Origin of the sequence: Serratia sp. G204Y, assembly GCF_051172435.1 — a bacterium.
Taxonomy (GTDB): domain Bacteria; phylum Pseudomonadota; class Gammaproteobacteria; order Enterobacterales; family Enterobacteriaceae; genus Serratia; species Serratia sarumanii.
The window spans coordinates 1-26,024 of record NZ_JBPIZA010000008.1 but is presented as its reverse complement, the minus strand read 5'-3'; the positions used below and the strand labels follow the sequence as shown (position 1 = coordinate 26,024).

Genomic DNA, 26,024 nt, shown 5'->3' with positions numbered 1-26,024 from the left:
GATGACCCGCGATATCACCCCACCGCCGGGAACACCGGCAGCAGCAGATACAGCTTGATGACGATGGCATTGGCGATATCGATAAAGAACGCCCCCACCATCGGCACCACCAAAAACGCCACGTGCGACGGGCCGAAACGATCGGTGATCGCCTGCATGTTGGCGATCGCCGTCGGCGTGGCGCCCATGCCGAAGCCGCAGTGGCCGGCAGCCAGCACCGCCGCGTCGTAGTTTTTACCCATCACCCGATAGGTGACGAAGATCGCGTACAGCGCCATGACCAGCGTCTGCACCGCCAGGATCGCCAGCATCGGCAGCGCCAGCGAGGCCAGCTCCCACAGGCGCAGGCTCATCAACGCCATCGCCAGGAACAGCGACAGGCTGACGTTGCCCAGCACCGACACCGCCCGCTCGAACACGGTATAGAAACCGGTGAAGGCCAGCGTGTTGCTGAGGATCACCCCGACGAACAGCACGCAGACGAAGTTCGGCAGTTCAAACACCGTGCCGCTCAGCAGGCCGGCAATCAGCTGCCCCAGACTCAGACAGATGGCGATCATGGCGATGGTTTCGATCATCACCAGCGAGGTGATCAGACGGCCGCTTTCCGGCTTCTCGAAGCCGCTCGGCTGCACGCTGTCATCCGGGGTGCCTTCCGGCGTGGAGGAGTGCTTGACCAGATAGCGCGCCACCGGGCCGCCGATCAGGCCGCCCAGCACCAGCCCGAAGGTGGCGCAGGCCATGGCGACTTCCGTGGCGTTCTCGAAGCCGTAGCGCTCGATGAACAGCTTGCTCCAGGCCGCCCCGGTGCCGTGGCCGCCCGACAGGGTGATCGACCCGGCGATCAGGCCCATCAGCGGATCCAACCCCAGCATTTTCGCCATGCCGATGCCGATGGCGTTCTGCACGATAAGCAGCCCCAGCACCACGAACAGGAACACCACCAGCACCTTGCCGCCGGCGCGCAAACGCGCCAGGTTGGCGTTCAGGCCGATGGTGGCGAAGAAGGCCAGCATCAGCGGATCCTTCAGCGACATGTCAAAACTGATTTCCCAGTTGACGAGCTTTTTCAGGGCTAACAGCAGGAGAGCCACCAGCAAACCGCCGGCGACGGGAGCAGGAATGGTATATTTTCGCAGCAGAGGAATGGTTCTGACGCACTTGCCCCCGAGGAGCAAAACCAGCGTCGCCGCGACTAACGTGCCATAAGTATCAAGATGAAACATCCAGGTACTCCATGTAAGGGAAAAGATCCAAATAAAAATAATAAGTTATAGAAAACCACTTAGTTTTTAAACTTGATGAGTGCAGGATTAAAAGTAAAAAACGCTGAGATGACAAGAAAAAATGAATGAAAATGCGACATAAGCGAGAAAGTCGGCAACATAATATTTACGCGCAACCGTTTGCTTTTGCGGGGCGGAGCATTAAAATGCCTGCTTTGCCGTATCTGGAAACGCCACACCATGAGCATGTCATCCTCCGAGCTTGATGCCGCGCGCCAAGCCGCCTCAGAACCCCGCGCCAGTGAACTGATTTATCGCCTGGAAGATCGCCCGCCGCTGCCGCAAACGCTGTTTGCCGCCGGCCAGCATCTGCTGGCGATGTTCGTCGCGGTGATCACCCCGGCCCTGCTGATCTGCCAGGCGCTGGGCCTGCCGGCACAGGATACCCAGCACATCATCAGCATGTCGCTGTTCGCCTCCGGTCTGGCTTCCATTCTGCAAATCAAAACCTGGGGGCCGGTGGGTTCCGGGCTGCTGTCGATTCAGGGCACCAGCTTCAACTTCGTTTCGCCGCTGATCATGGGCGGTCTGGCGCTGAAAAACGACGGCGCCGACGTGCCGACCATGATGGCCGCGCTGTTCGGTACCCTGATGGTCGCCTCCTGCACCGAAATTCTGCTGTCGCGCGTGCTGCATCTGGCGCGCCGCATCATCACCCCGCTGGTTTCCGGCATCGTGGTGATGATCATCGGCCTGTCGCTGATTCAGGTCGGCCTGACCTCGATCGGCGGCGGCTACGCCGCGATGAACGATCACAGCTTCGGCTCGCCGAAAAACCTGCTGCTGGCCGGCGCGGTGTTGGCGGTGATCATCCTGCTGAACCGCCAGCGCAACCCTTATCTGCGCGTGGCTTCGCTGGTGATCGCCATGGCAGTCGGCTATCTGTTGGCCTGGGCGATGGACATGCTGCCCGCCGACGCACCGGCGGCCCCCACGGCGGCAATCACCATCCCCACGCCGCTCTATTACGGCCTGGGCTTCGACTGGAACCTGCTGCTGCCGCTGATGCTGATCTTTATGGTCACCTCGCTCGAGACCATCGGCGACATCACCGCCACCTCCGACGTCTCCGAACAGCCGGTCAGCGGGCCGCTGTACATGAAGCGCCTGAAGGGCGGCGTGCTGGCCAACGGCCTGAACTCGATGCTGTCGGCGGTGTTCAACACCTTCCCCAACTCCTGCTTCGGCCAGAACAACGGCGTGATCCAGCTGACCGGCGTCGCCAGCCGCTACGTCGGCTTCGTGGTGGCGCTGATGCTGATCGCGCTGGGGCTGTTCCCGGCGGTGGCCGGCTTCGTGCAGCACATCCCCGAACCGGTACTGGGCGGCGCGACCATCGTGATGTTCGGCACCATCGCCGCCTCCGGCGTGCGCATCGTTTCGCGCGAGCGTCTGAACCGCCGCGCCATCATGATCATGGCGCTGTCGCTGGCCGTCGGCATGGGCGTCTCCCAGCAGCCGCTGATCCTGCAGTTCGCGCCGGACTGGCTGAAAACCCTGCTCTCTTCCGGCATCGCCGCCGGCGGTATTACCGCCATCGTGCTGAACCTGGTGTTCCCGCAGGAACACGAGAAGAAGTAACCCGTCCATTGGCGTTCAAACGGCCGCTTGCGGCCGTTTTTTATTGTCTATCAGACCATTGCCCTTGAGATGCCCGGCCAATTGCGGCATAAACAGGGTATCTTTTTTGACCGATGCGGATGTAGACGATGAAATTTATCGGAAAGCTGTTGCTGACGTTGCTGCTGCTGATCGTGCTGGCGGCAGTGGTACTGTACTTGGTCGGGCAAACCCGCTGGGCGGCAGGCCGCCTGAGCGCCTGGATCAGCGACAACAGCGAATACCGCCTGTCGATAGGAAAAATCACCCATTCGTGGAGCCAGCCGAACCAGATTGAGCTGGAAGACGTGCAACTGGCGCGCAACGGCCAGCCGCAGGCGCTGGTCGCCAAACGCGTCGATCTGGGCCTCAGCCTGCGCCAAATCACCGAGCCGCGCTATTTTCACAGCGTCACGCTGCGCGACGGCACGCTGAACGTGCAGCCGCAGGTGGCGGCGCTGCCTGTACAGGCCGACGTGCTGCAGCTTAGCAACATGGCGTTGCAGTCCAACGATAACGAGTGGCAACTCAACGCGCAGCAGGTCACTGCCGGCATCACGCCGTGGCGCCCGCTGGCCGGTCATCTGCTGGGGGACAACAACCAGTTCCAGTTCAGCGCCGGTTCGATGACGCTGAACGGCATCCCCGCCTCGAAGGTGTTGGTGCAGGGGGAGCAGAAGCAGGGCCAGCTGCTGTTGAACAACTTCGGCGCCGATCTGGCGCAGGGCGACCTGACCGGCGTGGCCAGCCGCGCCGCCGACGGCAGTTGGCAGGTGGATCGCCTGCGGCTGAGCGGCGTGCGCATGCAGACCCCGCTGACGCTGGCGGAATTCATGCAGCGCTTTACCACGCTGCCGCCGGTCACCCTCAAGCGTTTCGATCTGATCGACGCGCGCCTGGAAGGCAAGGCATGGGCGTTTAACGATCTCGATCTGTCGCTGCAAAACGTCAGCGTCGAAAAAGGCGACTGGCGCAGCGAAGACGGCTCGCTCAACGTCAACGCCAGCGACGTGATCAACGGCGGCTTCCACCTGATCGATCCGATCGCCACCCTGCGGCTCTCCTCCGCCGGCATCGCCATTCAACAGTTCACCACCCGCTGGGAAGGCGGGCTGCTGCGCACCTCCGGCAACTGGCTGCGCGCCGGCAAACGCCTGCAGCTGGATGAAGTGGCCATGGCGGCGCTGGAGTACACCCTGCCGATCGACTGGCGCGAACTGTGGCTGAAACCGCTGCCGGACTGGCTGGCGGAGGTGTACGTCACCAAGCTGACCACCAACCGCAATCTGATCATCGATATCAACCCGGCATTCCCGTTCCAGATCACCGCGCTGGACGGCTACGGCAGCAACCTGCTGCTGGCGCGCGATCGCCATTGGGGCATATGGTCCGGATCGCTCAACCTGAACGGCAGCGAGGCGACCTTCAACAAGATAGACGTGCGGCGCCCTTCGCTGGCGCTGAACGCCGACGCCAATCAGATTAACGTCACCGAGCTCAGCGCCTTTATGCCTAATGGGTTGCTTGAGGCCAAAGCGACCGTCGATCAGCTGCCGGGCAAGCCGTTCCAGCTGACGCTGCACGGCCGTTCGGTACCGATCAACACCTTGCAGCAATGGGGATGGCAGCCGGTGCCGCTGACGGGCGACGGCAACCTTGAGCTGCAGTTGAAAGGGCTGCTGAACAGCGACGGGCCGTTCAAAGCCTCGTTGAAGGGAAATCTGCAGGCCACCGCCGGCGACGGCCAAGCGGTGAACCAGCAACTGCCGTAATGCCCTGCGCGGCCCGCCCTCAGGCAGGCCGCCGTCTTACTCTTCCAGCGCCTCAGAGCCGCCCTGATCCAGCGGCACATCCGGCTCGGCCGGCAGCACCATGTAGGTGCCTTCGAACACCGCACCTTTATCCTCGTCGCCGAACAGATGCACTTCGGCGTGCACGCGCGCGCGGCGGCCGCGCGCCAGACGCGCCAAATCGCCGCTCAGCGAGCCGAGATCCGCCACCGCTCGCGGCCTGCCGGTAATCGGTTTGCTGTAGCGAATGTGCGCGTCCGCCAGAATGATGGTGCCGCCGAGGTGGCGCTCGCGCAGCAGCAGCCAAATCAGCCCCCAGGCGGTCAGCGTCGCCAGCGAGAACAGGCTGCCGGCGAACAGCGTGTGGTGCGGATTCTGGTTGCCGGTCTCGGGCATGGTGGTGACGAAGCGCTGGCCGGTGTATTGGCTGATGCGCACGCCCATCTTTTCGCTCAGCGGGATGTGTTCATACCAGGCCTGCTGCAGTTGGCCGCACCAGTCGGGGCGATGCAGGATATCGTCCAGCGTCGCTACCGGTTTGATCATCAAAAAGTGGCGGATCGGGGTGGTCTGCGGCGCAGTGATCTCCCCCTGATTGACGAACCCCAGCTTGGCGAAGAAGTCCACCGCGTCCTCACGGGCGCTGCACACCACCCGCTTCACGCCCTCCTGCCGCGCAACGGACTCCAGCGTCATCGCCACCAGCGTCCCCAGCCCTTTATCCTGCAGCGTCGGATCTACCGCCAGAAAACGGATCGCCGCCTCGTTGTCGGCATTGATGTACAGCCGCCCGATGGCGACGATTTTACCGGCCTCGTCCACCACCATTTGGTGATGGGCCATGGCGTCATAGGCATCCTTTTCCGAACCCACCGGCTGGTGCAGCGGCTTGCGCAGCATTTCCCAGCGAAACTGGTAATACTCCTTCAGTTCTTGCTCTGTTACGGGTACTCGTAGGTGATACATAGACGCCTGTTCTCCAATGCTTAGACCTGTAGCCAGAATGTCACCGGACCATCGTTGACCAGCGCCACCTGCATGTCGGCGGCGAATTCGCCGGTCTGGGTCTCTACGCCGCGTTCGCGGCACTGGCCAACAAAATATTGATACAACCGATCGGCGACCAAAGGTGCGGCGCCGCGCGAGAAGCTGGGCCGCATGCCCTTTTGGGTGTCCGCCGCCAGGGTGAACTGCGAAACGACCAGCACGCTGCCCCCGGCCTGCTGGACGTTGAGATTCATCTTGTCGTTCTCGTCGCCGAAAATGCGGTATCCCAACACGCGTTCGCACAGGCGCTGCGCTTTTTGCTCGTTATCGCCCTGCTCCACGCCCAATAACACTAACAAACCGGGGCCAATCTTGCCTACCGTCTCGCCACCCACCGTGACGCTGGCGTTTAACACCCGTTGAATCAACGCAATCATTCCTGCTGCCCTTCTGGTTTCTGTTCCTGTTGCTCCGCCTTCTGCCGGCGGTAGTCGCGGTATTCGCCGATGGTCACGGTGATTTCCGCGCCGAGTAACACGATACACCAGCTCCAGTAGACCCACAGGAATAAAATCGGGATCACCGCCAGCACGCCGTAAATCAGCTGGTAGGAAGGGAACATGGTGACGTACAGCGCGAATCCCTTCTTGCCCAGCTCGAACAGCAATCCGGCCACCAGCGCGCCAATCAGCGCGTCTTTGGGCGGCACCCGCACCGTCGGCACGATGCAATACAGCAGCCAGAAGGAAGCGCACGACAAAATCAGCGGGAAGATGCGCAGCACCTGATCCACCAGGCCGTTGACGCCGGTCTGCGCCAGCCAGTTGAGCGACAGCAGATAGGAGCTGATGGCCATGCTGGCACCCACCAGCAGCGGCCCCAGCGTCAGCACCATCCAGTACACGGCGAAGGAGAAGACGATCGGCCGCTTGTTCTTGCTGCGCCAGATGGTGTTCAGCACGCTGTCCACCGAGGAGATCAACAGCAGCGCGGTGACGATCAGCCCGCAGGTGCCGACGGCGGTCATCTTGTTGGAGTTGGCGACGAACTGTTCCAGGTAGTTCTGTATGACGTTGCCGGCGGCCGGCACGAAATTGGAAAAGATGAAGCTCTTCAGCTGTTCGCTGATGTCGGAAAACATCGGGAAAGCGGCGAACAGCGCGAACACCACGGTGACCAGCGGCACCAGCGACAGCAGGGAAACATAGGCGAGATGGCCCGCCAACATCGTCAGGCCATCGTGATCGATACGCTGGTACAGCAGCCGTCCGAAGGTGACGCCGGGCTTAATCGCAGAGGGCAGCTTCTTGCGGCGGAAAAACGACATGGTCACTCCTTGATGTCCGTTGATACGCCTTAAGCTTAACGCGCCCTACGCTCATTGAGCAAAATAGGCCGGCACCACGTCGCGATCGGTGACGTGCACCGTCTTGATCCCCAACGCCTGCGCGGCGAGGACGTTCGCCGGGTGATCGTCGAAGAACACCGCGTCGGCGGCGGCGGTGTTTTCCGCGGCCAGCACATGCTGGTAGATCTCGGCCTCCGGCTTGCGCATGCCGAGATCTTGCGACAGATAGAGATGATCGGCGGCGGCGGCCACTTCAGGATAGTGCTGCGGCCAGTAGTTGCAGTGCAGACGGTTGGTGTTCGACAGCACCACCACCCGGTGGCCCTCGTTGCGCAGGCGCTGCATGATGTCGATCACTTCCGGGCGCAGCGCGACGAATACCGCCTGCCAGCCGGTGGCGAATTGCTCGAAGCTGAGCGCGATGCCCATTTCATCGCACAGCTTGCCGGCGAAGTCTTCGTCGCTGATTTCACCGCGTTCATGTTGCTGGAACACCTCACCCATGGTGAAACGATCGGACAGCACCGCCAACGGCGTGCCGCTCAAATTGCTCCACACGCCCAGCACACGCTTGAAATCGATATCGACGATCACATTACCTAAATCAAAGATATACAGCATAGTCCTCTCCTGATGGGCCGGTGAGATTTCACTGTAGCGGGAAAAGGAACAGCTGAACAGGGAGCGAACGGAAAAGCGCATAGCGCGCCGCACAAACGGGGAACAACAGAGGAAAAAACTCAGGGCGCGAGAACCGCGCCCTAAGCATGAGACACTCAATCAGCGATTAAGCGTCTTTAGGACCGCGGCTGGCACGCTTACGATCGTTTTCCGTCAGGTGACGCTTACGGATACGGATCGAGGTTGGCGTCACTTCTACCAGTTCGTCGTCATCGATGAACTCCAGAGCTTGCTCCAGGGTCATTTTGATGGCCGGAACCAGGGTAGTCGCTTCGTCAGTACCGGAAGCACGCATGTTGGTCAGCTTCTTACCGGTCAGGCAGTTTACGGTCAGGTCGTTGGAACGCGAGTGAATACCGATGATCTGGCCTTCATACACTTCCGCACCGTGGCCCAGGAACAGCTTGCCGCGATCCTGCAGGCCGAACAGCGCGAACGCGACCGCTTTGCCCTGGCCGTTGGAGATCAGCACGCCGTTCTGACGCTGGCCCACTTCGCCCGGACGCACGTCGTCGTAGTGGCTGAAGGTGGAGTACAGCAGACCGGTGCCCGAAGTCATGGTCATGAATTCGTTACGGAAGCCGATCAGACCGCGGCTTGGGATCACGTAGTCGAGACGCACGCGGCCCTTACCGTCCGGATCCATGTTTTTCAGGTCGGCTTTACGCTCGCCCATCGCCTGCATCACGGAACCCTGATGCTGCTCTTCGATATCCAGCGTCACGTTCTCGAATGGCTCCTGCTTGCGGCCATCGATTTCGCGGAAGATAACTTTCGGACGGGAAACCGCCAGCTCGAAACCTTCGCGACGCATGTTTTCGATCAGCACCGACAGGTGCAGTTCGCCACGGCCGGAGACGCGGAAGGCGTCTGCATCGTCGGTTTCTTCAACGCGCAGCGCTACGTTGTGCACCAGCTCTTTGTTCAGACGGTCAAGGATCTGACGCGACGTCACGTACTTGCCTTCTTTACCGCAGAACGGCGAGGTGTTGACGTTGAAGAACATGGTGACGGTCGGTTCGTCGACGGACAGCGCCGGCAGCGCTTCTACGGCGTTGGTGTCGCAGATGGTGTCGGAGATGTTCAGCTCGCCCAGGCCGGTGATGGCGATGATGTCGCCCGCTTCCGCCAAGGTGCTGTCGATACGCTCCAGACCCAGGTGGCCCAGCACTTTGCCCACTTTACCGTTGCGAGTTTTACCTTCGCTGTCGATGATGGTGACCTGCTGGTTCGGCTTCACTTTACCGCGCTTGATGCGGCCGATGCCGATAACGCCCAGGTAGTTGTTGTAGTCCAACTGGGAGATCTGCATCTGGAATGGCGCTTCCAGCTCAACCTGCGGCGCAGACACGTGGTCGACGATCGCCTGATACAGCGGGGTCATGTCTTCCGCCATGTCGGTGTGGTCGACGCCGGCGATGCCGTTCAGCGCAGAAGCGTAGATGATCGGGAAGTCGAGCTGCTCGTCGGTCGCGTCGAGGTTCACGAACAGGTCGAACACCTGATCCACAACCCAGTCAGGGCGCGCGCCAGGACGGTCAACCTTGTTGATGACCACGATCGGCTTCAGACCGTTGGCGAAGGCCTTCTTGGTCACGAAGCGGGTTTGCGGCATAGGGCCATCCATTGCATCCACAACCAGCAGCACCGAGTCAACCATCGACATCACGCGCTCTACCTCGCCGCCGAAGTCGGCGTGTCCCGGGGTATCTACGATGTTGATACGGTAACCGTTCCAATTAATGGCGGTGTTTTTTGCGAGGATGGTAATCCCACGCTCTTTCTCCAAATCGTTGGAGTCCATTACGCGTTCGGTGGCTTCCGCACGCTCTCCGAAAGTACCGGATTGTTGCAGCAGCTTATCAACCAGGGTGGTTTTACCATGGTCAACGTGGGCAATAATGGCGATGTTACGCAAATTTTCGATCACAGCTTTGCCTCGGGCATTAGAAATAGCGCGCTATTGTACACGTATTAAGCGAGGGACTAAACAAGATCACAACCATCTCTTATAAACAACCGCGTACCGGTCAGTTTGTGATCCCTTTCACGGTGCAAAAAGCCGCAATCGCTGCACTTTTGCACCATTTCGGTGCCTGCGCCCACCCTTATTGCACCATAACAGTGCAATTTATCGTTGATGGTGCATACTGTGGCTGGGTAAAACCCGCGCAGAAAGGCGATGAACGCCTTTTTAAAAAGTTGGCACGCTTTTCGCTTTAGTCTTTTCAAGGCGAAAAAAAGCCAGTTCCACAGATTCGTTCCACGACGACGACAATGATAAACCGGGAGAGTTAAGTATGTCCGCTGAACACGTTTTGACGATGCTGAATGAGCATGAAGTGAAATTCGTAGACCTGCGTTTCACTGACACCAAGGGTAAGGAACAGCACGTGACTATCCCGGCTCACCAGGTAAACGCCGACTTCTTCGAAGAAGGCAAAATGTTTGACGGCTCCTCTATCGGTGGTTGGAAGGGCATCAACGAATCTGACATGGTGCTGATGCCGGACGCCAGCACGGCGGTTCTGGATCCGTTCTTCGAAGAACCTACCCTGATTATTCGCTGCGACATTCTCGAGCCGGGCACCATGCAAGGCTACGATCGCGACCCGCGCTCCATCTCCAAACGCGCCGAAGACTTCCTGCGCTCCTCCGGCATCGCGGATACCGTGCTGTTCGGGCCAGAGCCTGAGTTCTTCCTGTTCGACGACATCCGCTTCGGCAGCAGCATCCGCGGTTCCCACGTGGCCATCGACGACATCGAAGGCGCCTGGAACTCCGGCACAAAATACGACGGCGGCAACAAAGGCCACCGTCCGGCGGTGAAAGGCGGTTACTTCCCGGTTCCACCGGTCGACTCTTCGCAGGATCTGCGTTCCACCATGTGCTTGACCATGGAAGAGATGGGCCTGGTGGTTGAAGCGCACCACCACGAAGTGGCGACCGCCGGTCAGAACGAAGTGGCAACCCGCTTCAACACCATGACCAAGAAAGCCGACGAAATTCAGATCTACAAATACGTGGTGCACAACGTGGCGCACGCTTTCGGCAAAACCGCGACCTTCATGCCGAAGCCTATGTTCGGCGACAACGGTTCCGGCATGCACTGCCACATGTCGCTGTCCAAGAACGGCACCAACCTGTTCGCCGGCGACAAATACGGCGGCCTGTCTGAAACCGCGCTGTTCTACATCGGCGGCATCATCAAGCACGCCAAGGCGATCAACGCCCTGGCCAACCCGACCACCAACTCGTACAAACGTTTGGTGCCGGGTTACGAAGCGCCGGTGATGCTGGCTTACTCCGCCCGTAACCGCTCCGCGTCCATCCGCATCCCGGTGGTCGCCAGCCCGAAAGCGCGCCGCATCGAAGCCCGCTTCCCGGATCCGGCGGCTAACCCATACCTGTGCTTCGCCGCGCTGCTGATGGCCGGCCTGGACGGCATCATCAACAAGATCCACCCTGGCGACGCCATGGACAAAAACCTGTACGACCTGCCGCCGGAAGAAGAAGCCGAGATCCCAAAAGTGGCCGGCTCGCTGGACGAGGCGATGGCCGCACTGAACGAAGACCGCGAGTTCCTGACCCGCGGCGGCGTGTTCACCGACGATGCGATCGATGCCTACATCGAACTGCGCAAAGAAGAGATGGACCGCATTCGCATGACGCCACACCCGGTTGAGTTCGAACTGTACTACAGCGTCTAAGCCCTACCCGCGCCGTCTGCGCAGGCGGACGGCGCCCACATTTTTGTTATCGCTTTTTTGTTGCCGTGGAAACTTTCAGCCCATCTTCGGATGGGTTTTTTTCTCCACCGTATTTTCTGCAAAACTATTCCATACCGCGCCGATCCCGGATGGAGTAGGATAGATGCACTAAAAAGGTGCAGGAGTCTGCTGTATGGCAACTGGCAAGCTGCCCGATGCTGGGCAGATCCTCAATTCACTCATCAACAGCATCCTGCTGTTGGATGACTCTCTGGCGGTTCACTACGCCAACCCTGCGGCACAGCAATTGCTGGCGCAAAGCTCCCGCAAGCTGTTCGGCACGCCGCTGCCCGATTTGCTCGGTTATTTTTCGCTGAACGTCTCTTTGATGCGTGAAAGCCTGCGCGCCGGTCAGGGCTTCACCGACAACGAAGTGACCCTGGTGGTCGACGGCCGTGCGCATATCCTTTCCCTGACCGCTCAGGCGCTGCCGGAAGGCTATATTCTGGTCGAGCTGGCGCCGATGGACAATCAGCGCCGCCTGAGCCAGGAACAGCTGCAGCATGCCCAACAGGTGGCGGCCCGCGATCTGGTGCGCGGTTTGGCGCACGAGATTAAAAATCCGCTGGGCGGCCTGCGCGGCGCGGCACAGCTGCTGGCCAAAGCGCTGCCCGATCCGGCGCTGACCGAATACACCAAGGTGATCATCGAGCAGGCCGATCGGCTGCGCAATCTGGTGGATCGCCTGCTCGGCCCGCAGCGGCCCGGCCAGCACATCACCCAGAGCATCCATCAGGTCGCGGAGCGCGTCTGCCAGCTGGTGTCGCTGGAAATGCCGGATAACGTCACGCTGGTGCGCGATTACGATCCGAGCCTGCCGGAAATGGCCCACGACCCGGATCAGATAGAACAGGTGCTGCTGAACATTACCCGCAACGCGCTGCAGGCGCTGGGCGAAGCGGGCGGCACCATCACACTGCGCACCCGCACCGCGTTTCAGATTACGCTGCACGGCACCCGCTACCGGCTGGCGGCGCGCATCGACGTTGAAGACGACGGCCCCGGCGTGCCGGCGCAGCTGCAGGACACGCTGTTCTACCCGATGGTCAGCGGCCGCGAGGGCGGCACCGGCCTGGGATTATCCATCGCCCGCAATCTTATCGATCAGCATTGCGGAAAAATTGAATTCAACAGTTGGCCAGGTCATACCGAATTCTCGGTCTACCTGCCCATTCGTCAGTGAGGTTTGCTATGCAACGAGGGATAGTCTGGATCGTCGATGACGATAGCTCCATCCGCTGGGTGCTTGAGCGCGCGCTCACCGGCGCGGGCTTGAGCTGCGCCACCTTCGAAGGCGGCAATGACGTGCTGGAAGCCTTGGCCACGCAAACCCCCGACGTGCTGCTGTCCGATATCCGCATGCCGGGCATAGACGGCCTGGCGCTGCTCAAGCAGATCAAACAGCGCCACCCGATGCTGCCGGTGATCATCATGACCGCGCATTCGGATTTGGACGCCGCCGTCAGCGCCTATCAGCAAGGGGCCTTCGACTACCTGCCGAAGCCGTTCGACATCGACGAAGCGGTGGCGCTGGTCGAGCGCGCCATCAGCCATTATCAGGAGCAGCAGCAGCCGGTGCGCAGCCAGCCGGCCAGCGATCCGGCGGCGGACATCATCGGCGAGGCACCGGCGATGCAGGACGTGTTTCGCATCATCGGCCGGCTGTCGCGTTCGTCGATCAGCGTGTTGATCAACGGCGAATCCGGCACCGGCAAGGAGCTGGTGGCGCATGCGCTGCACCGCCACAGCCCGCGCGCCAAGTCGCCGTTCATCGCCCTGAACATGGCCGCCATCCCCAAGGATCTGATCGAGTCCGAGCTGTTCGGCCACGAGAAAGGCGCCTTCACCGGCGCGAACCAAATTCGTCAGGGCCGTTTTGAACAGGCCGACGGCGGCACGCTGTTCCTCGACGAGATCGGCGATATGCCGCTCGACGTGCAAACGCGCCTGCTGCGGGTGCTGGCGGACGGCCAGTTCTACCGGGTCGGCGGCTATGCGCCGGTGAAGGTCGACGTGCGCATCATCGCCGCCACGCACCAGAATCTGGAGCTGCGGGTGCAGGAAGGCAAGTTCCGCGAGGATCTGTTCCACCGCCTGAACGTGATCCGCGTACACCTGCCGCCGCTGCGCGAGCGCCGTGAAGACATCCCGCGGCTGGCGCGCCACTTCCTGCAGATCGCCGCCAAAGAGTTAGGCGTCGAGGCCAAGAACCTGCACCCGGAAACCGAAACCGCGCTGACCCGCCTGCCCTGGCCGGGCAACGTGCGCCAGCTGGAGAACACCTGCCGCTGGCTGACGGTGATGGCCGCCGGGCAGGAAGTGCTGATCCAGGATCTGCCGGGTGAGCTGTTCGAAACCGCCGCGCCGGAAAGCCCCAGCCACAGTCTGCCGGACAGCTGGGCCACGCTGCTGGCGCAGTGGGCCGATCGCGCGCTGCGTTCCGGTCATCAAAACCTGCTGTCGGAAGCGCAGCCGGAGATGGAGCGCACGCTGCTCACCACCGCGCTACGCCACACCCAGGGGCACAAACAGGAAGCCGCGCGCCTGCTGGGCTGGGGGCGTAATACCCTGACCCGCAAGCTCAAAGAGCTGGGTATGGATTAGGAACGGGGATGGATGATGAAAAACGCCGTCCGGCGCACAAAAAAACGCCAACCGCAGGCTTTACAGCCGGTGCGGGCGCAGTATGATCGTGTCGCACACTCTGGAGGTTGACGATGCTGGACTCATTCATCGTATTCATTTCTCAGGGCGCGGAGCTGGGCTCCGCCGCCAGCCACACCCCGCAGGCGGCGGTTGCCGCGGTATTGTGCGCCGCGCTGATTAACTTCTTCAGTTAAAAAAACAGCCGCATCAGCGGCTGTTTTTTCATCCTCAGATCACCCGTGAGAACTGCTGGCTGCGCGCCTGTTGCCGCAGATAGCGATCGAAACACATGCAGATATTGCGGATCAGCAAGCGCCCGCGTGGCGTGACGCGAATGCCCTGCTCGTCGCGCTCCACCAGCCCATCGCGTTCAAACGGCGCCAGCAGCTGCAGGTCTTCGGCGAAGTAAGCGGTGAAATCGATGCCGTAATGCCGTTCGAGCGGCTGATACGCCAACCGGAAATTGCAGATCAGGGTTTTGATCAGATCGCGCCGCAGGCAATCGTCGTCCGTCAGCGCCAGCCCGCGCCACAGGGCGTTGCCCTGCGCCGGTACGCTCTCATAGTAATGCTTCAGCTCTTTCTGGTTCTGCGCATAGCTGTCGCCGAGCATGCTGATGGCCGACACGCCCAACCCCAGCAGATCGCTGTCGCCCTGGGTAGTATAGCCCTGGAAATTGCGGTGCAGCTTGCCTTCGCGTTGGGCGATTGCCAGCTCGTCGTCCGGGCGCGCAAAGTGATCCATGCCGATGAACTGATAGCCGGCGCCGGTCAGGAAAGCGATGCTCTGTTGCAGGATATCCAGCTTCTGCTGGGCGCTGGGCAGATCGGCGTCTTTGATTTTGCGCTGGGCGGCGAACAAGTTCGGCATATGCGCGTAGTTGAACACGCTGAGGCGATCGGGATTCAATTCAGCCACCCGCTGCAGCGTGAAAGCGAAGCTTTCCGGCGTCTGTTTCGGCAGGCCGTAGATCAGATCGATATTGGTCGAGCGGAAGCCCAGCGCTTTGGCCCGCTCAATCAGGGCGAAGATAAAGGCTTCGTCCTGCTCGCGGTTGACCAACTGCTGCACCTGCTTGTTGAAATCCTGCACCCCCATGCTCAGACGGTTAAAGCCTTCGACGCGTAAATGATCGAGCACATCCAGCTCTATCTCGCGCGGATCGACCTCGATCGACATCTCCGCATCGGGCAGGAAATCAAAGTGTTCGCGCAGCAACGCCACCAACCGGCTGATTTGCGCTTTATCCAGGTAGGTCGGCGTACCGCCGCCCCAGTGCATCTGGCCGACCTTGCGGCCGGCGAACAGCGGCGCACGGCTGGCGATCTCTTGCGCCAAAACGTTCAGGTACTCGTCGGCCTTGTGGGTCTGGCGCGTCACCAGCTTGTTGCAGCCGCAGAAGTAACACAGCTTATGACAGAAAGGGATATGCACATACAGCGACAGCGGCCGCTCAGGGTAACGCGCAGCGGCGCGTTGAAACGCCGCTTCGTCGTAGCGCTGGTTAAACTCCAGCGCCGTGGGGTATGAAGTATAACGCGGCCCTGAGTAGTTATATTTTTGGATCAGGGCCAAATCCCAGACAATCGTCTGCTCTGACATGCTCACTCCTTCCGATATCTTTTTCTACCGGGCCTGGAGAGAGGCGGTTGTCTGCGCTGTCTGGCCACGGAAGCGCTGCGAAAACGCGCTTTGCGCTTAGACAGCCGCCATAGTTTACCGAATAACCACAGCAGATAACACATCAAGAGTAGGGCTATTGCCGGGATTAGCCACATAGCGTGTTAAAAAGCGTCTTTCGGGTTGCCGCCTTTCAGCAGCTTCAGAATATCTTCCTGCTTCTCTTCTTCTTCGTCGTCGTCTTCACCCAGTTCGATGCCCAACACGTCCATCAGCACATCGATGCGATCCAACGTTTTGTCGACATAGGTCTGCTCTTCCGCGTTCAGCGTTTCGCCATCGTCGATGCGATCCAGCAGCGCGTTCAGGCGTTCGTCATTTTCCAGCTTCGCCAGCTCTTCTTCCGGCGACAGGCGCGGTTTCGCTTCGGCCTTTGGCTTCGGCTGCGGTTTGGCCTTTACTTTGGTTTCGTCGACCACCAGCGCTACCGGCACTTTACTGCCGATACGCGGATCTTTGGCTTCCGCCGCCGATTTGTTCTTCTGGCTGCCGGACTCGACCTGGGTGCGCGAACCGGAAGCGTGGCCGCGGCGCTTTTTCAGGCGTTTGCGCTCGCGCGCTTCCTGATCGAGCTCCATACGGCTTTTCTTTTTCGTTTTTGACTTCGCCGCGCTGCCGCGAGGTGCTTTTGATGGCTGGTTCATAGCGTGTGCTCTTAGGTATGTAGATTCAGTATAGAATTGCGGCGGAATCTAGCAGAAAGCGGACAAAGAAAAAAGGCGGCAGGTTAAACCTGCCGCCTATTTCGCACCTTCTTGCGAAGGGTATTCCTGTTACGCGCTCCTTGCGCACATGCAACATCCCGGTTTTTCCTTCTGCTATAACCGCATTCCCTGCCACTACGTCCTTCATCCTGAAAGAAAAATCGTCCATGGCGCAATCCATTCGCATCCGCTCTTCCCGAGCGCGCTTCCTGCCGGCATCCAAACTGCCAATACTTCACCATCCGATGTGCCTGCCGCCTGTTCCGGTGCGAAAGGGTCACTTCCTGTTGCGTTCATCCTGGCACTCATTGCACGCCCTGTGCATTCCCTGAGATTTGTCATCCTTCCCGGATGTTCCTTAATCCTGCGCAACCCTGCGTTAACGACTACTTTACGTTATTGTTGCCAAGGCTCAAGGCACCTGACGCCGATTTGGACGACATTTCCCTACAACGAAAAAACAACATATTGTTTTTAAAATAAAAACAGAAACATCACTTTCGAATAAAGCGACATTACCCGCGATTCGAATGGCAAATGTCTCACAACGTACGCGCGGCATAACTGTCGTTTTATCGCGTCCCGCCGCTTAAAAACCGAGAAACACGCCATTTTTACCGCTGATGCAGTTATAATCGCCAACCAGTTAGCCATCCTCACGGAGACGAAAAATTTTGACCAGCAAGAACTACAACTATCATGTGACCCATTTCGTCACCAGCGCACCCGATATTCGCCATCTGCCGGGGGATGCAGGAATTGAAGTCGCCTTTGCCGGCCGTTCCAACGCCGGGAAATCCAGCGCGCTGAATACGCTGACCAACCAAAAAAGCCTGGCGCGCACCAGTAAGACGCCGGGGCGCACCCAGCTGATCAACCTGTTCGAAGTGGAAGACGGCATCCGCCTGGTCGACCTGCCGGGTTACGGCTACGCCGAAGTGCCGGAAGAGATGAAGCGCAAATGGCAGCGCGCGCTGGGCGAATACCTGCAGATGCGCAACAGCCTGAAAGGCCTGGTGGTGCTGATGGATATTCGCCATCCGCTGAAAGATCTCGACCAGCAGATGATCCAGTGGGCGGTCGACGTCGGCACGCCGGTGCTGGTGCTGCTGACCAAGGCCGACAAGCTGGCCTCCGGCGCACGCAAGGCGCAGCTCAATATGGTGCGTGAAGCGGTGCTGCCGTTTATGGGGGATATCCAGGTTGAAGCCTTCTCGTCGCTGAAGAAGATCGGCGTCGACAAGCTGCGCCAGAAGCTGGACACCTGGTTTAACGAGATCCCACCGGAAGTGCTGCCGGAAGACGAAGCCGGCGAATAAGCCCAGGCCGAACGCCAGAGCCGATGCCTCGCCGCATCGGCTTTTTTATACCCGCAGTTCAGCCGCAGGCGGGATTTTTTGTTATCTAATTACAGTTCTGAAATAAAGCCATCATAAAAACTTATCGCCAGGGCTGGCTTATCTCGCCGGATTACGCGAGTCGAAAGGAGGAAAGCAGGAACGAAAAGCGGTGCGGAGCGATAGGAAAAACGTATGGTTTGCTGCTGTTTTTACAATAAAAAACGCCCCAGTCAATACTGACTGGGGCGGCTAAATATTCAGCCAAATCCGATTACGTGAAGTAAAAGGTCTGAAAGATAGAACATCTTACCTCTGTACCCTACGCCTGTAACTCTACCTTATTTTTTCGCAGGGCAAAAGAATTTTTTGTAGTTTACTTACACAATTTGCGGCGCAAGAACGGCGAAGTTGGGGAAACTATCGCCGCATCTTGTAGCTTAATTACGAAAAGTGCTTAGGTTATCGCCAGTTAGCGCATCCGGCGATAACCCGGTAATCAGTGCGCCTCATCCCAGTTCATGCCGACGCCCACGTCGACCTTCAGCGGCACCGCCAGGGTCATGCTGCCTTCCATCAATTGACGGATGCGTTGGCTGGCTTCTTCGATCACCGACTCATGCACCTCAAATACCAATTCATCGTGCACCTGCATGATCGCGCGCACCAACGGCTTCTCCTGCCCTTGCAGCCAGGCGTCGACCTCGATCATCGCACGCTTGATGATATCGGCCGCGGTGCCCTGCATCGGGGCGTTGATGGCGGCGCGCTCGGCCGCCTTGCGGCGCATGGCGTTGCTGGAGCGGACGTCCGGCAGGTACAGGCGGCGCCCGTCCAGCGTGCTGACATAGCCCTGTTCGGAAGCCTGTTGACGGGTGCGCTCCATGTAGTCCAGCACGCCCGGGTAACGCTCGAAGTACAGATCCATATAGCGCTGGGCTTCCCCACGCGGGATCCCCAACTGGCGCGCCAGGCCGAAGGCGCTCATGCCGTAAATCAGGCCAAAGTTAATCGCCTTGGCGCTGCGGCGCTGTTCGCCGGTCACTTTATCCAACGGCACGCCGAAGACTTCCGACGCCGTGGCGCGGTGAATGTCTTTCCCTTCGGCGAAGGCCTTCAGCAGCCCTTCATCCTGTGACAGATGCGCCATGATGCGCAGCTCGATCTGCGAGTAGTCGGCCGCGACGATGCGGTAGCCTTCCGGCGCGATGAAAGCCTGGCGGATGCGCCGCCCTTCTTCGTTGCGCACCGGGATGTTCTGCAGGTTCGGATCGCTCGAGGAGAGACGGCCGGTCGCAGTCACCGCCTGATGGTACGAGGTGTGTACCCGGCCGCTGACCGGGTTAATCATCAGCGGCAGCTTGTCGGTATAGGTGGTCTTCAGCTTCGCTAGGCCGCGGTATTCCAAGATCACCTTCGGCAGCGGGTAATCCAGCGCCAGCTCGGCCAGCACTTCTTCGTTGGTAGAAGGCGCACCGCCCGGGGTTTTCTTCAGCACCGGCAACTTTTGTTTCTCGTACAAGATAGCCTGCAGCTGCTTGGTCGACGCCAGGTTGAACGGCTCTTCCGCCAGCTCGTGGGCCTGCGCCTCCAGCTCAGCCAGACGCTTGGCCAGCTCCTGGGAGTGGGCCGACAAAATGGCCGGATCGATCAGCACCCCGGTGCGTTCGATATGCGACAGCACCGGCAGCAGCGGCATTTCAATCTCGTTGAACACCGTCAGCAGCTCTGCGCTCTGTTTCAACTGCGGCCACATCGCCAGGTGCAACTGCAGCGTGACATCGGCGTCTTCGGCGGCGTAAGGCGCCGCCTGCTCCAGCGCGATCTGATTGAACGTCAGCTGGTTTTTGCCCTTGCCGGCGATCTCTTCGAAGGTGATGGTTTTATGGCTCAGATAACGATCGGCCAGGCTGTCCATATCGTGACGGCCGCCGACGCTGTCCAGCACATAGGACTCCAGCATGGTGTCGTAGGCGATGCCGCGCATCTCAATGCCGTAGCGCGCCAGCAGGCTCATGTCGAACTTCAGGTTTTGCCCGACCTTCAGCGCCTTATCGTCCTCCAGCAGCGGCTTGAGCGCTTCCAGCACGTAGGCGCGGTCCAGCTGTGGCGGTGCGTCCAGATAATCGTGCGCCACCGGCAAATAAGCCGCCTCGCCCGGCGCGATCGCGAAGGACAGGCCGATCAGGTTGGCGGTCAGGGTATCCAGACCGTCGGTTTCGGTATCGAAGGCAAACACGTCGGCCTTTTTCAGCCGCGCCAGCCAGTCGGTAAAGGTCGCTTCATCCAGAATGGTGACATAACCGTCCTGGGACAGCTTGGCCTCCGCCAGCGCCTTCGGCGCTTCCGCGGCGGCGGCGGCCGGTTTGGCGCCGCCGGCAGCTTTCGCTCCCGCGCCTTTCTTGTTTTCCAGCCATACGCCGGCTTCCACGTCCGCCAGCCAGCGTTTGAATTCGTACTGTTTGAACAGCTGCTGCAGCGTATCGACATCCGGTGCAGAGACCGTCAGATCCGCGCAGGTCAGATCCAGCTCAACGTCGGTTTTGATCGTCGCCAGCTTATAGGAGAGGTACGCGACCTCTTTGTTCTGCTCCAGCTTGGCCGCCATGGTTTTGGCGCCGCGGAAGCTCAGCGTGGCGATATTCTCCAGATTGCCATACAGCGCATCCAGCCCGCCGATACCCTGCAGCAACGCCTGAGCGGTTTTCTCACCCACGCCCGGCACGCCGGGAATGTTGTCCGATGAATCGCCCATCAGCGCCAGGAAGTCGATGATCAGCTCCGGCGGAATACCGTACTTGTCGCACACTTCCTGCGGGCCGAGGATGGTGTTGTTCATGGTGTTGATCAGGGTGACGTTCGGCGTCACCAACTGCGCCATGTCTTTGTCGCCGGTGCTGATCAGCACCGCGTGGCCAGCTTTTTCGGCCTCCAGCGCCAGCGTACCGATAACGTCGTCCGCCTCAACGCCGGGCGTCACCAGCAGCGGCAGGCCCATCGCCTTGACCATGTTATGCAGCGGCTCGATCTGCGCACGCAGATCGTCCGGCATCGGTGGCCGGTGCGATTTGTATTCGGCGAAGAGATCATCGCGGAAGGTCTTCCCTTTGGCATCAAACACCACGGCAACGTGGCTCGGTTGATACTGCAGCAGCAGGCTGCGCAGCATATTCAGCACGCCGTACATCGCGCCGGTCGGCTCACCCGCCGAGTTGGTCAGCGGCGGGAAGGCGTGATAAGCGCGGTAGAGGTAGGAGGAACCGTCAACCAGGATTAGTGGGTTTTCTGCAATCTGGGCCATAGCGTTTCTTTATCGTGATCGGACATAGGGGTAAGCATGCCATAGCTGGCCGCCGGAGACGAACCTTAGCGTGCATTGCGGACGAAAATGATGAGATTGTGCGCGAGGATCCGCAAGATCTTACCTGTGGATAACTTTGTGCATAGAAAAGAGACCGAATTATAACGTTGTGATTATCGTTATAACGGCGAATAAAATTCCTATTTAAATCACCGCGTTAAAAGAACGAATTCCGGCGACGCTTTATTACTGGCTTTTATTGAATTTGTGGATATAACTTTCGCCGGATTTTAATCGCACTATTAATCAAATTCGGCGCCTCAATTACCTTAGCACAAGCTGGACAAGTTGCACAAAAACTCGGCAAATGGTTATCCGGGGAGGCCAAAAACAGTGATTTTTAGCGGCGCTTTACCCCGACATTCTCTGTTAAAATAGGCTTTTGTTCATGCGCTTCGGCATGCAACGATGTTCCCAACAACCGTCAGCCCATAACCATGCCAAGATTGTTAACGCCTGTTATTTTTATCATTTCCGTCATACTCACCATTCTGGTGACGGTGTTGTGTTCTATCCCCATCACGCTGGCCGGCATCGTGAAACTCCTGGTGCCCATTCCCGCCGTCTGGCGATATATCTCTGCTTTCGCCGATTTCATGATGTGGTGTTGGTGTCAGGGGCTGGCGCTGTTATTGCGCATTAACGGGCAATTGCGTTGGGATATTGAAGGGCTGGAAGGGCTGGATCGCAAAAACTGGTATCTGCTGATCAGCAACCACGAAAGCTGGTCAGACATTGTCGTGTTGTGCGTGCTGTTCAGAAATCATATTCCAATGAATAAGTATTTCCTCAAGCAACAGCTCGCCTGGGTGCCTTTTGTCGGCCTGGCCTGCTGGGCGCTGGATATGCCATTCATGAAGCGTTACTCCCGCGCCTATTTGCTCAAGCATCCGGAGAAGCGCGGCAAGGATATCGAAACCACGCGCCGTTCCTGCGAAAAATTCCGTCAACGTCCAACCACCATCGTCAATTTCGTCGAAGGTTCGCGCTTCACCGAAGCCAAGAAAATTAAAAGCAATTCGCCGTATCGCAATTTGCTGGCGCCCAAAGCCGCCGGCATCGCGTTTACCCTTAGCGCGCTGGGCAATCAGTTCGACAAAGTGTTGAACGTCACCCTGCTCTATCCGGAAAATAACCAACGGCCTTTTCTGGATATGCTGTGCGGTCGTTTGACGCGCATCGTGGTAAGAATAGAGACGCTACCGATCGATGAAACCCTGCACGGGGACTATTTCAACGACAAGCAGTTCAAGCGGCGTTTCCAACTGTGGCTGAATACGCTGTGGCAGGAAAAAGACCGGCTGCTGGATAAATTGAAGCGGCAATACGGATAAAAAAACGCCGGCAACGAACGCCGGCGTTTTTCATGTTGAATCTGGCTTATTTCTGCTGGCTGAGGAATTTAACCACGTCGGCGAACTGCTTCACGTAAGCGTCCATCGAGCTGGTGTCCAGGCCATCGTTTTTAACCATGTATTTGCCGTTCACGAATACCGCCGGCACACCGCGCAGTTGCAGATCTTCCGCGGCTTTCTCCTGTTGAACCACCAGAGATTTCACCACGAAGCTGTTCCATGCCGCGTCATAATCTGCGGCGGTCACGCCCGCTTTCACGAAGACGTTACGGATATCGTCCGGCGTTTGCACGGTCTGGGTTTTCTGCACCGCTTCAAACATCAACGGGCTTACCTTGTCTTCCACGCCCAGCGCCATCGCCACCGCCCATGCCTGAGTCAGCTGTTTGCCCAGCGGCCCCAGGAACTCAACGTGGTACTTGGTCATTTTGGTGCCGGCAGGCAGCGCCTTCTTCACGTTCTCGGACACGTGATAGACCTGCTCGAACTGGTAGCAGTGCGGGCAGTAGAAGGAGAAGAACTCCAGCACCTGAGGCTCACCGGTCACCGGCTTGTCCAGGGTCACGTACTGAGCGCCATCGCTGAACTGTGCCGCCGAGGCACTGAAGGCCATCACCATGCCAACGAGCGCCAACCATATTTTTTTCATAAGACTAAACTCTCCATTGTGTTAAAGCTTCAATACATTGGCGTCAGCTGCAGAGGGGGCTCCTGCAACAGCTTAACCTGTTCGGTGAAGGCCGCAGTCTGAGACAACCAGAAATCAGACTCCGCCATCCACGGAAAACTCTTAGGGAAGGCCGGATCCTGCCAACGGCGGGCGACCCAGGCCAGGTAATACACCATGCGCATTGCCCGCAGCGGCTCAATCAACGCCAGCTCGCGTTGGTCGAACTCGGCAAATTCGCCGTACGCTTCCAGCAAGACGTCCAGCTGCATCAATTGATCGCGCCGCTCACCGTGCAGCAGCATCCACAAATCCTGCACCGCCGGGCCGTTACGCGCGTCATCAAGATCGACGAACAGCGGGCCGTCGCGCCACAGAATATTGCCCGGATGGCAATCACCGTGCAAACGGCGCGGCTGCCAGTCCAGATGCCAGTGCGCCTTGATCGCCACAATCAGGTTGTCCGTTGCCAGCAGGAACGCGTCACGCTGTGCTGCCGGCAACAGCCCGCAATCGGCCAACACCTGACGCGGGGCGGTGAGATATTCTTCAACCCCCATCGTCGGCCGTTCGGCGAACAAACGCTCGCCGCCGACCTGATGGATACGGCCCAGAAAACGACCCACCCATTCCAACTGATCCAGGTTGTCTATCTCATATTGGCGCCCGCCCACGCTGGGAAACAGGGTAAAGAAGAATCCACCGTGCGTATGCAGCGTAGCGCCTTGCAGCGCCAGCGGCGCCACCGCAGGAATTTCCGCGCTGGCCAGATCCAGAGCGAACTGATGTTCCTCACCGATTTGTGCGGCGCTCCAGCGCTCCGGGCGGTAAAACTTCACTACGTAGCGCCGGCGATCTTCGTCCATAAACTGATAGACGCGGTTCTCATAGCTGTTCAGCGCCGTCAGGCCGGAATCGACGCGCAGGCCAACCCCTTCTAGCGCGTCCATAATCAAATCGGGCGACAGGGTGTCGAAATTAAAAGCAGAGTTATTCATAACGTTCGTTTGATCGCTGACAGCACGGTGCCGGGAATGAGAAATAGTAGCATTAATGGCGCCTTTCACGAGCTATGCTTTCTCGCACCGCGCGAGGATCAGTCCTTGATAACGCCGCGAGCGCGCAACAGCGCCGTTTTAAAATCTTCTTCGTAATCTTTCTTCAGGCCCGGGATCTGATCCGTGCCGGCGCTGCCGCGCATTTTCAGATGGTAAATAAGAATGTCGTCGCTCAGTTCGGACAACTCGCCCTGGAAGCCCGCTTCCTGTGCCAGCTTTTGCAAAAACTGCATCAAATTGAGATCGGGATCTTCCTGCCAGGCCGGGTGCAACAGCTCGATCAACTCGTTTACGCGATGCGTTTTCATCTCAATATCGTCCAATAGCATGAATAAACTCACAAAGTAACAGGCTTACCCACGCAGTGAAAGAACCGGCTTGTCAATAAAGGTAAATCCTGATGTCGCGCTGGCTTTAGCGCTACAATCAGCGCATCGACAAAGCGGGATAAACGAGATGCATAAAGAAATCAGCGGCGTCATTTTGGCCGGCGGACGGGCCACGCGTATGGGCGGTGAAGACAAAGGCCTGGTGTCGATTGCCGGTATCGCACTCTATCAACACGTATTGGCTCGGTTACGGCCGCAAGTGGCTTCCGTCGCCATCAGCGCCAATCGCAATCAGGCACGTTACCAGGCGAGCGGTTTGCCGGTGATTGGCGATCTGACGCCCGATTTCGCCGGGCCGTTGGCCGGGATGCTCGCCGGGCTCAAACAGGCCCCCAGCGAGTGGGTGGCCTTCGTCCCTTGTGACGTCCCCGACTTTCCCGCCGACTTAGTCGCGCAGCTATGGCGGCAAAAAGGCGCGGCGCCAGCAGCCTTTGCCAGCGATGGTGAACGAGATCACCCTACGCTGGCATTATTGCATAGCCAAATAGCGCCGCAGCTGGCCGACTATCTGGCGCGCGGTGAACGCAAGCTGATGCTGTTCTTGCATCAGATTAACGCACAACGCGTGGTGTTCAGCGGGCAGCAAACGGCATTTCATAACCTGAATACGCCGGAAGACTGCCTGCACTGGCAGCAAGCACGAGAGCTAAAAACATGAATCGTTCATTGCCCCCTTTGCTGGCCATAGGCGCCTACAGCGGGACGGGGAAAACCACCCTGCTCAAGCAATTGATCCCAATGCTGAAACAGCGCCAGGTGCGGGTTGGGCTGATAAAGCATACGCATCACGACATGGATGTGGATACGCCGGGTAAAGACAGCTATGAGCTGCGCAAAGCGGGTGCCGACCAAACGCTGGTCGCCAGCGATCGCCGTTGGGCATTGATGACCGAAACGCCGGAGCAACAACCTTTGGATCTACGCTACCTGGCAGGGCGTTTTGACGCCGATAAGGTCGATTTGATTCTGGTGGAAGGGTTCAAACATGAGCCGGTCAGCAAGATCCTGCTTTATCGGGCCGAGATCGGCAGACCGTTGGAAGACATGCTGGATAAATTTGTCGTGGCGGTAGCCAGCGACCAGCCGCTATCCATCGCGGCTAAGCAGTTGGATCTCAATCAACCGGAAAGCATCGCCGACTTTATTGTCGAGTGGTTGAAAGGCGCAGCGTAGCTGCGCTTTTTTGCGTTTTACGCATAGCAAAAAGCCCTGAACGTCAGTTCAGGGCTTTCGGCTTGGTTTGATGCCTGGCAGTGTCCTACTCTCGCATGGGGAGACCCCACACTACCATCGGCGCTACGGCGTTTCACTTCTGAGTTCGGCATGGGGTCAGGTGGGACCACCGCGCTATTGCCGCCAGGCAAAT

The 26,024-nt window shown here is 59.0% G+C and carries 23 protein-coding genes and 1 rRNA gene; 10 read left to right on the top strand and 14 right to left on the bottom strand.

What is annotated here, in order from left to right; all coding sequences use genetic code 11:
* Positions 1 to 14 precede the first annotated feature (14 nt).
* Positions 15 to 1,226, bottom strand: coding sequence for a sodium/glutamate symporter (gene gltS, locus ACSBQQ_RS22975; protein WP_033649747.1), 1,212 nt, complete (start codon positions 1,224 to 1,226; stop codon positions 15 to 17).
* A 240-nt stretch (positions 1,227 to 1,466) separates the two neighbouring features.
* Here gltS and ACSBQQ_RS22970 point away from each other — a divergent pair, with 240 nt between their 5' ends.
* Together ACSBQQ_RS22970 and ACSBQQ_RS22965 are read left to right on the top strand one after the other, a co-directional pair.
* A complete protein-coding gene (locus tag ACSBQQ_RS22970) occupies positions 1,467 to 2,867 on the top strand; it encodes a nucleobase:cation symporter-2 family protein (protein ID WP_060429420.1) in 1,401 nt (466 codons plus the stop codon).
* Positions 2,868 to 2,995: 128 nt separating this feature from the next.
* Entirely contained in the window at positions 2,996 to 4,657 is a 1,662-nt protein-coding gene (locus tag ACSBQQ_RS22965; protein WP_060429421.1) for an AsmA family protein, read from the top strand.
* A 36-nt stretch (positions 4,658 to 4,693) separates the two neighbouring features.
* On the opposite strand, the gene fabY is transcribed toward ACSBQQ_RS22965, so the two are convergent.
* From fabY to typA, 5 genes are all read right to left on the bottom strand, one after another.
* On the bottom strand, positions 4,694 to 5,641 hold the full coding sequence (fabY, locus tag ACSBQQ_RS22960) for a fatty acid biosynthesis protein FabY (protein WP_033636491.1): 948 nt from the start codon (positions 5,639 to 5,641) through the stop codon (positions 4,694 to 4,696).
* 20 nt (positions 5,642 to 5,661) lie between these two features.
* Positions 5,662 to 6,099: a D-aminoacyl-tRNA deacylase gene (dtd, locus tag ACSBQQ_RS22955; protein WP_016929644.1), complete on the bottom strand. Its 438-nt coding sequence runs from the start codon at positions 6,097 to 6,099 to the stop codon at positions 5,662 to 5,664.
* The gene (locus ACSBQQ_RS22950; RefSeq protein WP_033636493.1) at positions 6,096 to 6,989 is read right to left on the bottom strand and encodes a virulence factor BrkB family protein; all 894 of its coding nucleotides are present in this window, start codon (positions 6,987 to 6,989) and stop codon (positions 6,096 to 6,098) included. Before ACSBQQ_RS22950 ends, dtd begins: the two co-directional genes overlap by 4 nt.
* A 51-nt stretch (positions 6,990 to 7,040) precedes the next feature.
* A complete protein-coding gene (gene yihX, locus ACSBQQ_RS22945) occupies positions 7,041 to 7,631 on the bottom strand; it encodes a glucose-1-phosphatase (RefSeq protein WP_033636494.1) in 591 nt (196 codons plus the stop codon).
* 166 nt (positions 7,632 to 7,797) lie between these two features.
* Positions 7,798 to 9,621, bottom strand: coding sequence for a ribosome-dependent GTPase TypA (gene typA, locus ACSBQQ_RS22940; protein WP_004931243.1), 1,824 nt, complete (start codon positions 9,619 to 9,621; stop codon positions 7,798 to 7,800).
* A 370-nt stretch (positions 9,622 to 9,991) separates the two neighbouring features.
* Between typA and glnA the strand changes: the two genes are divergently transcribed.
* From glnA to ACSBQQ_RS22920, 4 genes are all read left to right on the top strand, one after another.
* Entirely contained in the window at positions 9,992 to 11,401 is a 1,410-nt protein-coding gene (glnA, locus tag ACSBQQ_RS22935; protein WP_004931244.1) for a glutamate--ammonia ligase, read from the top strand.
* A 193-nt stretch (positions 11,402 to 11,594) separates the two neighbouring features.
* On the top strand, positions 11,595 to 12,644 hold the full coding sequence (glnL, locus tag ACSBQQ_RS22930; RefSeq protein ID WP_004931246.1) for a nitrogen regulation protein NR(II): 1,050 nt from the start codon (positions 11,595 to 11,597) through the stop codon (positions 12,642 to 12,644).
* Positions 12,645 to 12,652: 8 nt separating this feature from the next.
* Positions 12,653 to 14,065, top strand: a complete 1,413-nt coding sequence (glnG, locus tag ACSBQQ_RS22925; RefSeq protein ID WP_048322032.1) for a nitrogen regulation protein NR(I) — start codon at positions 12,653 to 12,655, stop codon at positions 14,063 to 14,065.
* A gap of 113 nt (positions 14,066 to 14,178) precedes the next feature.
* On the top strand, positions 14,179 to 14,301 hold the full coding sequence (locus tag ACSBQQ_RS22920; protein ID WP_015379453.1) for a YshB family small membrane protein: 123 nt from the start codon (positions 14,179 to 14,181) through the stop codon (positions 14,299 to 14,301).
* Positions 14,302 to 14,335: 34 nt separating this feature from the next.
* Here the strand turns inward: ACSBQQ_RS22920 and hemN are convergent, their stop codons facing one another.
* From hemN to ACSBQQ_RS22905, 3 genes are all read right to left on the bottom strand, one after another.
* A complete protein-coding gene (gene hemN / locus ACSBQQ_RS22915) occupies positions 14,336 to 15,709 on the bottom strand; it encodes an oxygen-independent coproporphyrinogen III oxidase (RefSeq protein WP_048322033.1) in 1,374 nt (457 codons plus the stop codon).
* A 182-nt stretch (positions 15,710 to 15,891) separates the two neighbouring features.
* Complete coding sequence (yihI, locus tag ACSBQQ_RS22910; protein WP_071883854.1) at positions 15,892 to 16,431, bottom strand: Der GTPase-activating protein YihI; 540 nt, start codon at positions 16,429 to 16,431, stop codon at positions 15,892 to 15,894.
* A 25-nt stretch (positions 16,432 to 16,456) separates the two neighbouring features.
* Positions 16,457 to 16,660 (bottom strand): hypothetical protein, encoded by a 204-nt coding sequence (locus ACSBQQ_RS22905; RefSeq protein ID WP_223182053.1) that lies wholly within the window; start codon positions 16,658 to 16,660, stop codon positions 16,457 to 16,459.
* A 505-nt stretch (positions 16,661 to 17,165) separates the two neighbouring features.
* Here ACSBQQ_RS22905 and yihA point away from each other — a divergent pair.
* A complete protein-coding gene (gene yihA / locus ACSBQQ_RS22900; protein ID WP_019452177.1) occupies positions 17,166 to 17,810 on the top strand; it encodes a ribosome biogenesis GTP-binding protein YihA/YsxC in 645 nt (214 codons plus the stop codon).
* A gap of 517 nt (positions 17,811 to 18,327) precedes the next feature.
* On the opposite strand, the gene polA is transcribed toward yihA, so the two are convergent.
* Entirely contained in the window at positions 18,328 to 21,129 is a 2,802-nt protein-coding gene (polA, locus tag ACSBQQ_RS22895) for a DNA polymerase I (RefSeq protein ID WP_060427000.1), read from the bottom strand.
* 497 nt (positions 21,130 to 21,626) lie between these two features.
* Between polA and ACSBQQ_RS22890 the strand changes: the two genes are divergently transcribed.
* The gene (locus ACSBQQ_RS22890) at positions 21,627 to 22,523 is read left to right on the top strand and encodes an acyltransferase (protein ID WP_033636498.1); all 897 of its coding nucleotides are present in this window, start codon (positions 21,627 to 21,629) and stop codon (positions 22,521 to 22,523) included.
* A gap of 46 nt (positions 22,524 to 22,569) precedes the next feature.
* On the opposite strand, the gene dsbA is transcribed toward ACSBQQ_RS22890, so the two are convergent.
* From dsbA to ACSBQQ_RS22875, 3 genes are all read right to left on the bottom strand, one after another.
* Positions 22,570 to 23,193: a thiol:disulfide interchange protein DsbA gene (gene dsbA / locus ACSBQQ_RS22885; RefSeq protein ID WP_004931264.1), complete on the bottom strand. Its 624-nt coding sequence runs from the start codon at positions 23,191 to 23,193 to the stop codon at positions 22,570 to 22,572.
* A 29-nt stretch (positions 23,194 to 23,222) separates the two neighbouring features.
* Positions 23,223 to 24,209 carry a serine/threonine protein kinase gene (locus ACSBQQ_RS22880; RefSeq protein ID WP_060427002.1) on the bottom strand — a complete coding sequence of 329 codons (987 nt, stop codon included), beginning with the start codon at positions 24,207 to 24,209 and terminating at the stop codon, positions 23,223 to 23,225.
* 98 nt (positions 24,210 to 24,307) lie between these two features.
* Positions 24,308 to 24,577 carry a YihD family protein gene (locus ACSBQQ_RS22875; RefSeq protein ID WP_033638631.1) on the bottom strand — a complete coding sequence of 90 codons (270 nt, stop codon included), beginning with the start codon at positions 24,575 to 24,577 and terminating at the stop codon, positions 24,308 to 24,310.
* Between the two features lie 148 nt (positions 24,578 to 24,725).
* Here ACSBQQ_RS22875 and mobA point away from each other — a divergent pair, with 148 nt between their 5' ends.
* A complete protein-coding gene (gene mobA / locus ACSBQQ_RS22870) occupies positions 24,726 to 25,316 on the top strand; it encodes a molybdenum cofactor guanylyltransferase MobA (protein WP_060427004.1) in 591 nt (196 codons plus the stop codon).
* Positions 25,313 to 25,831, top strand: a complete 519-nt coding sequence (gene mobB / locus ACSBQQ_RS22865; RefSeq protein WP_033654511.1) for a molybdopterin-guanine dinucleotide biosynthesis protein MobB — start codon at positions 25,313 to 25,315, stop codon at positions 25,829 to 25,831. The genes mobA and mobB overlap by 4 nt, the downstream gene beginning before the upstream one ends.
* Before the next feature lie 72 nt (positions 25,832 to 25,903).
* Here mobB and rrf read toward each other — a convergent pair.
* Positions 25,904 to 26,019, bottom strand: a 5S ribosomal RNA gene (gene rrf / locus ACSBQQ_RS22860).
* Positions 26,020 to 26,024 lie beyond the last annotated feature (5 nt).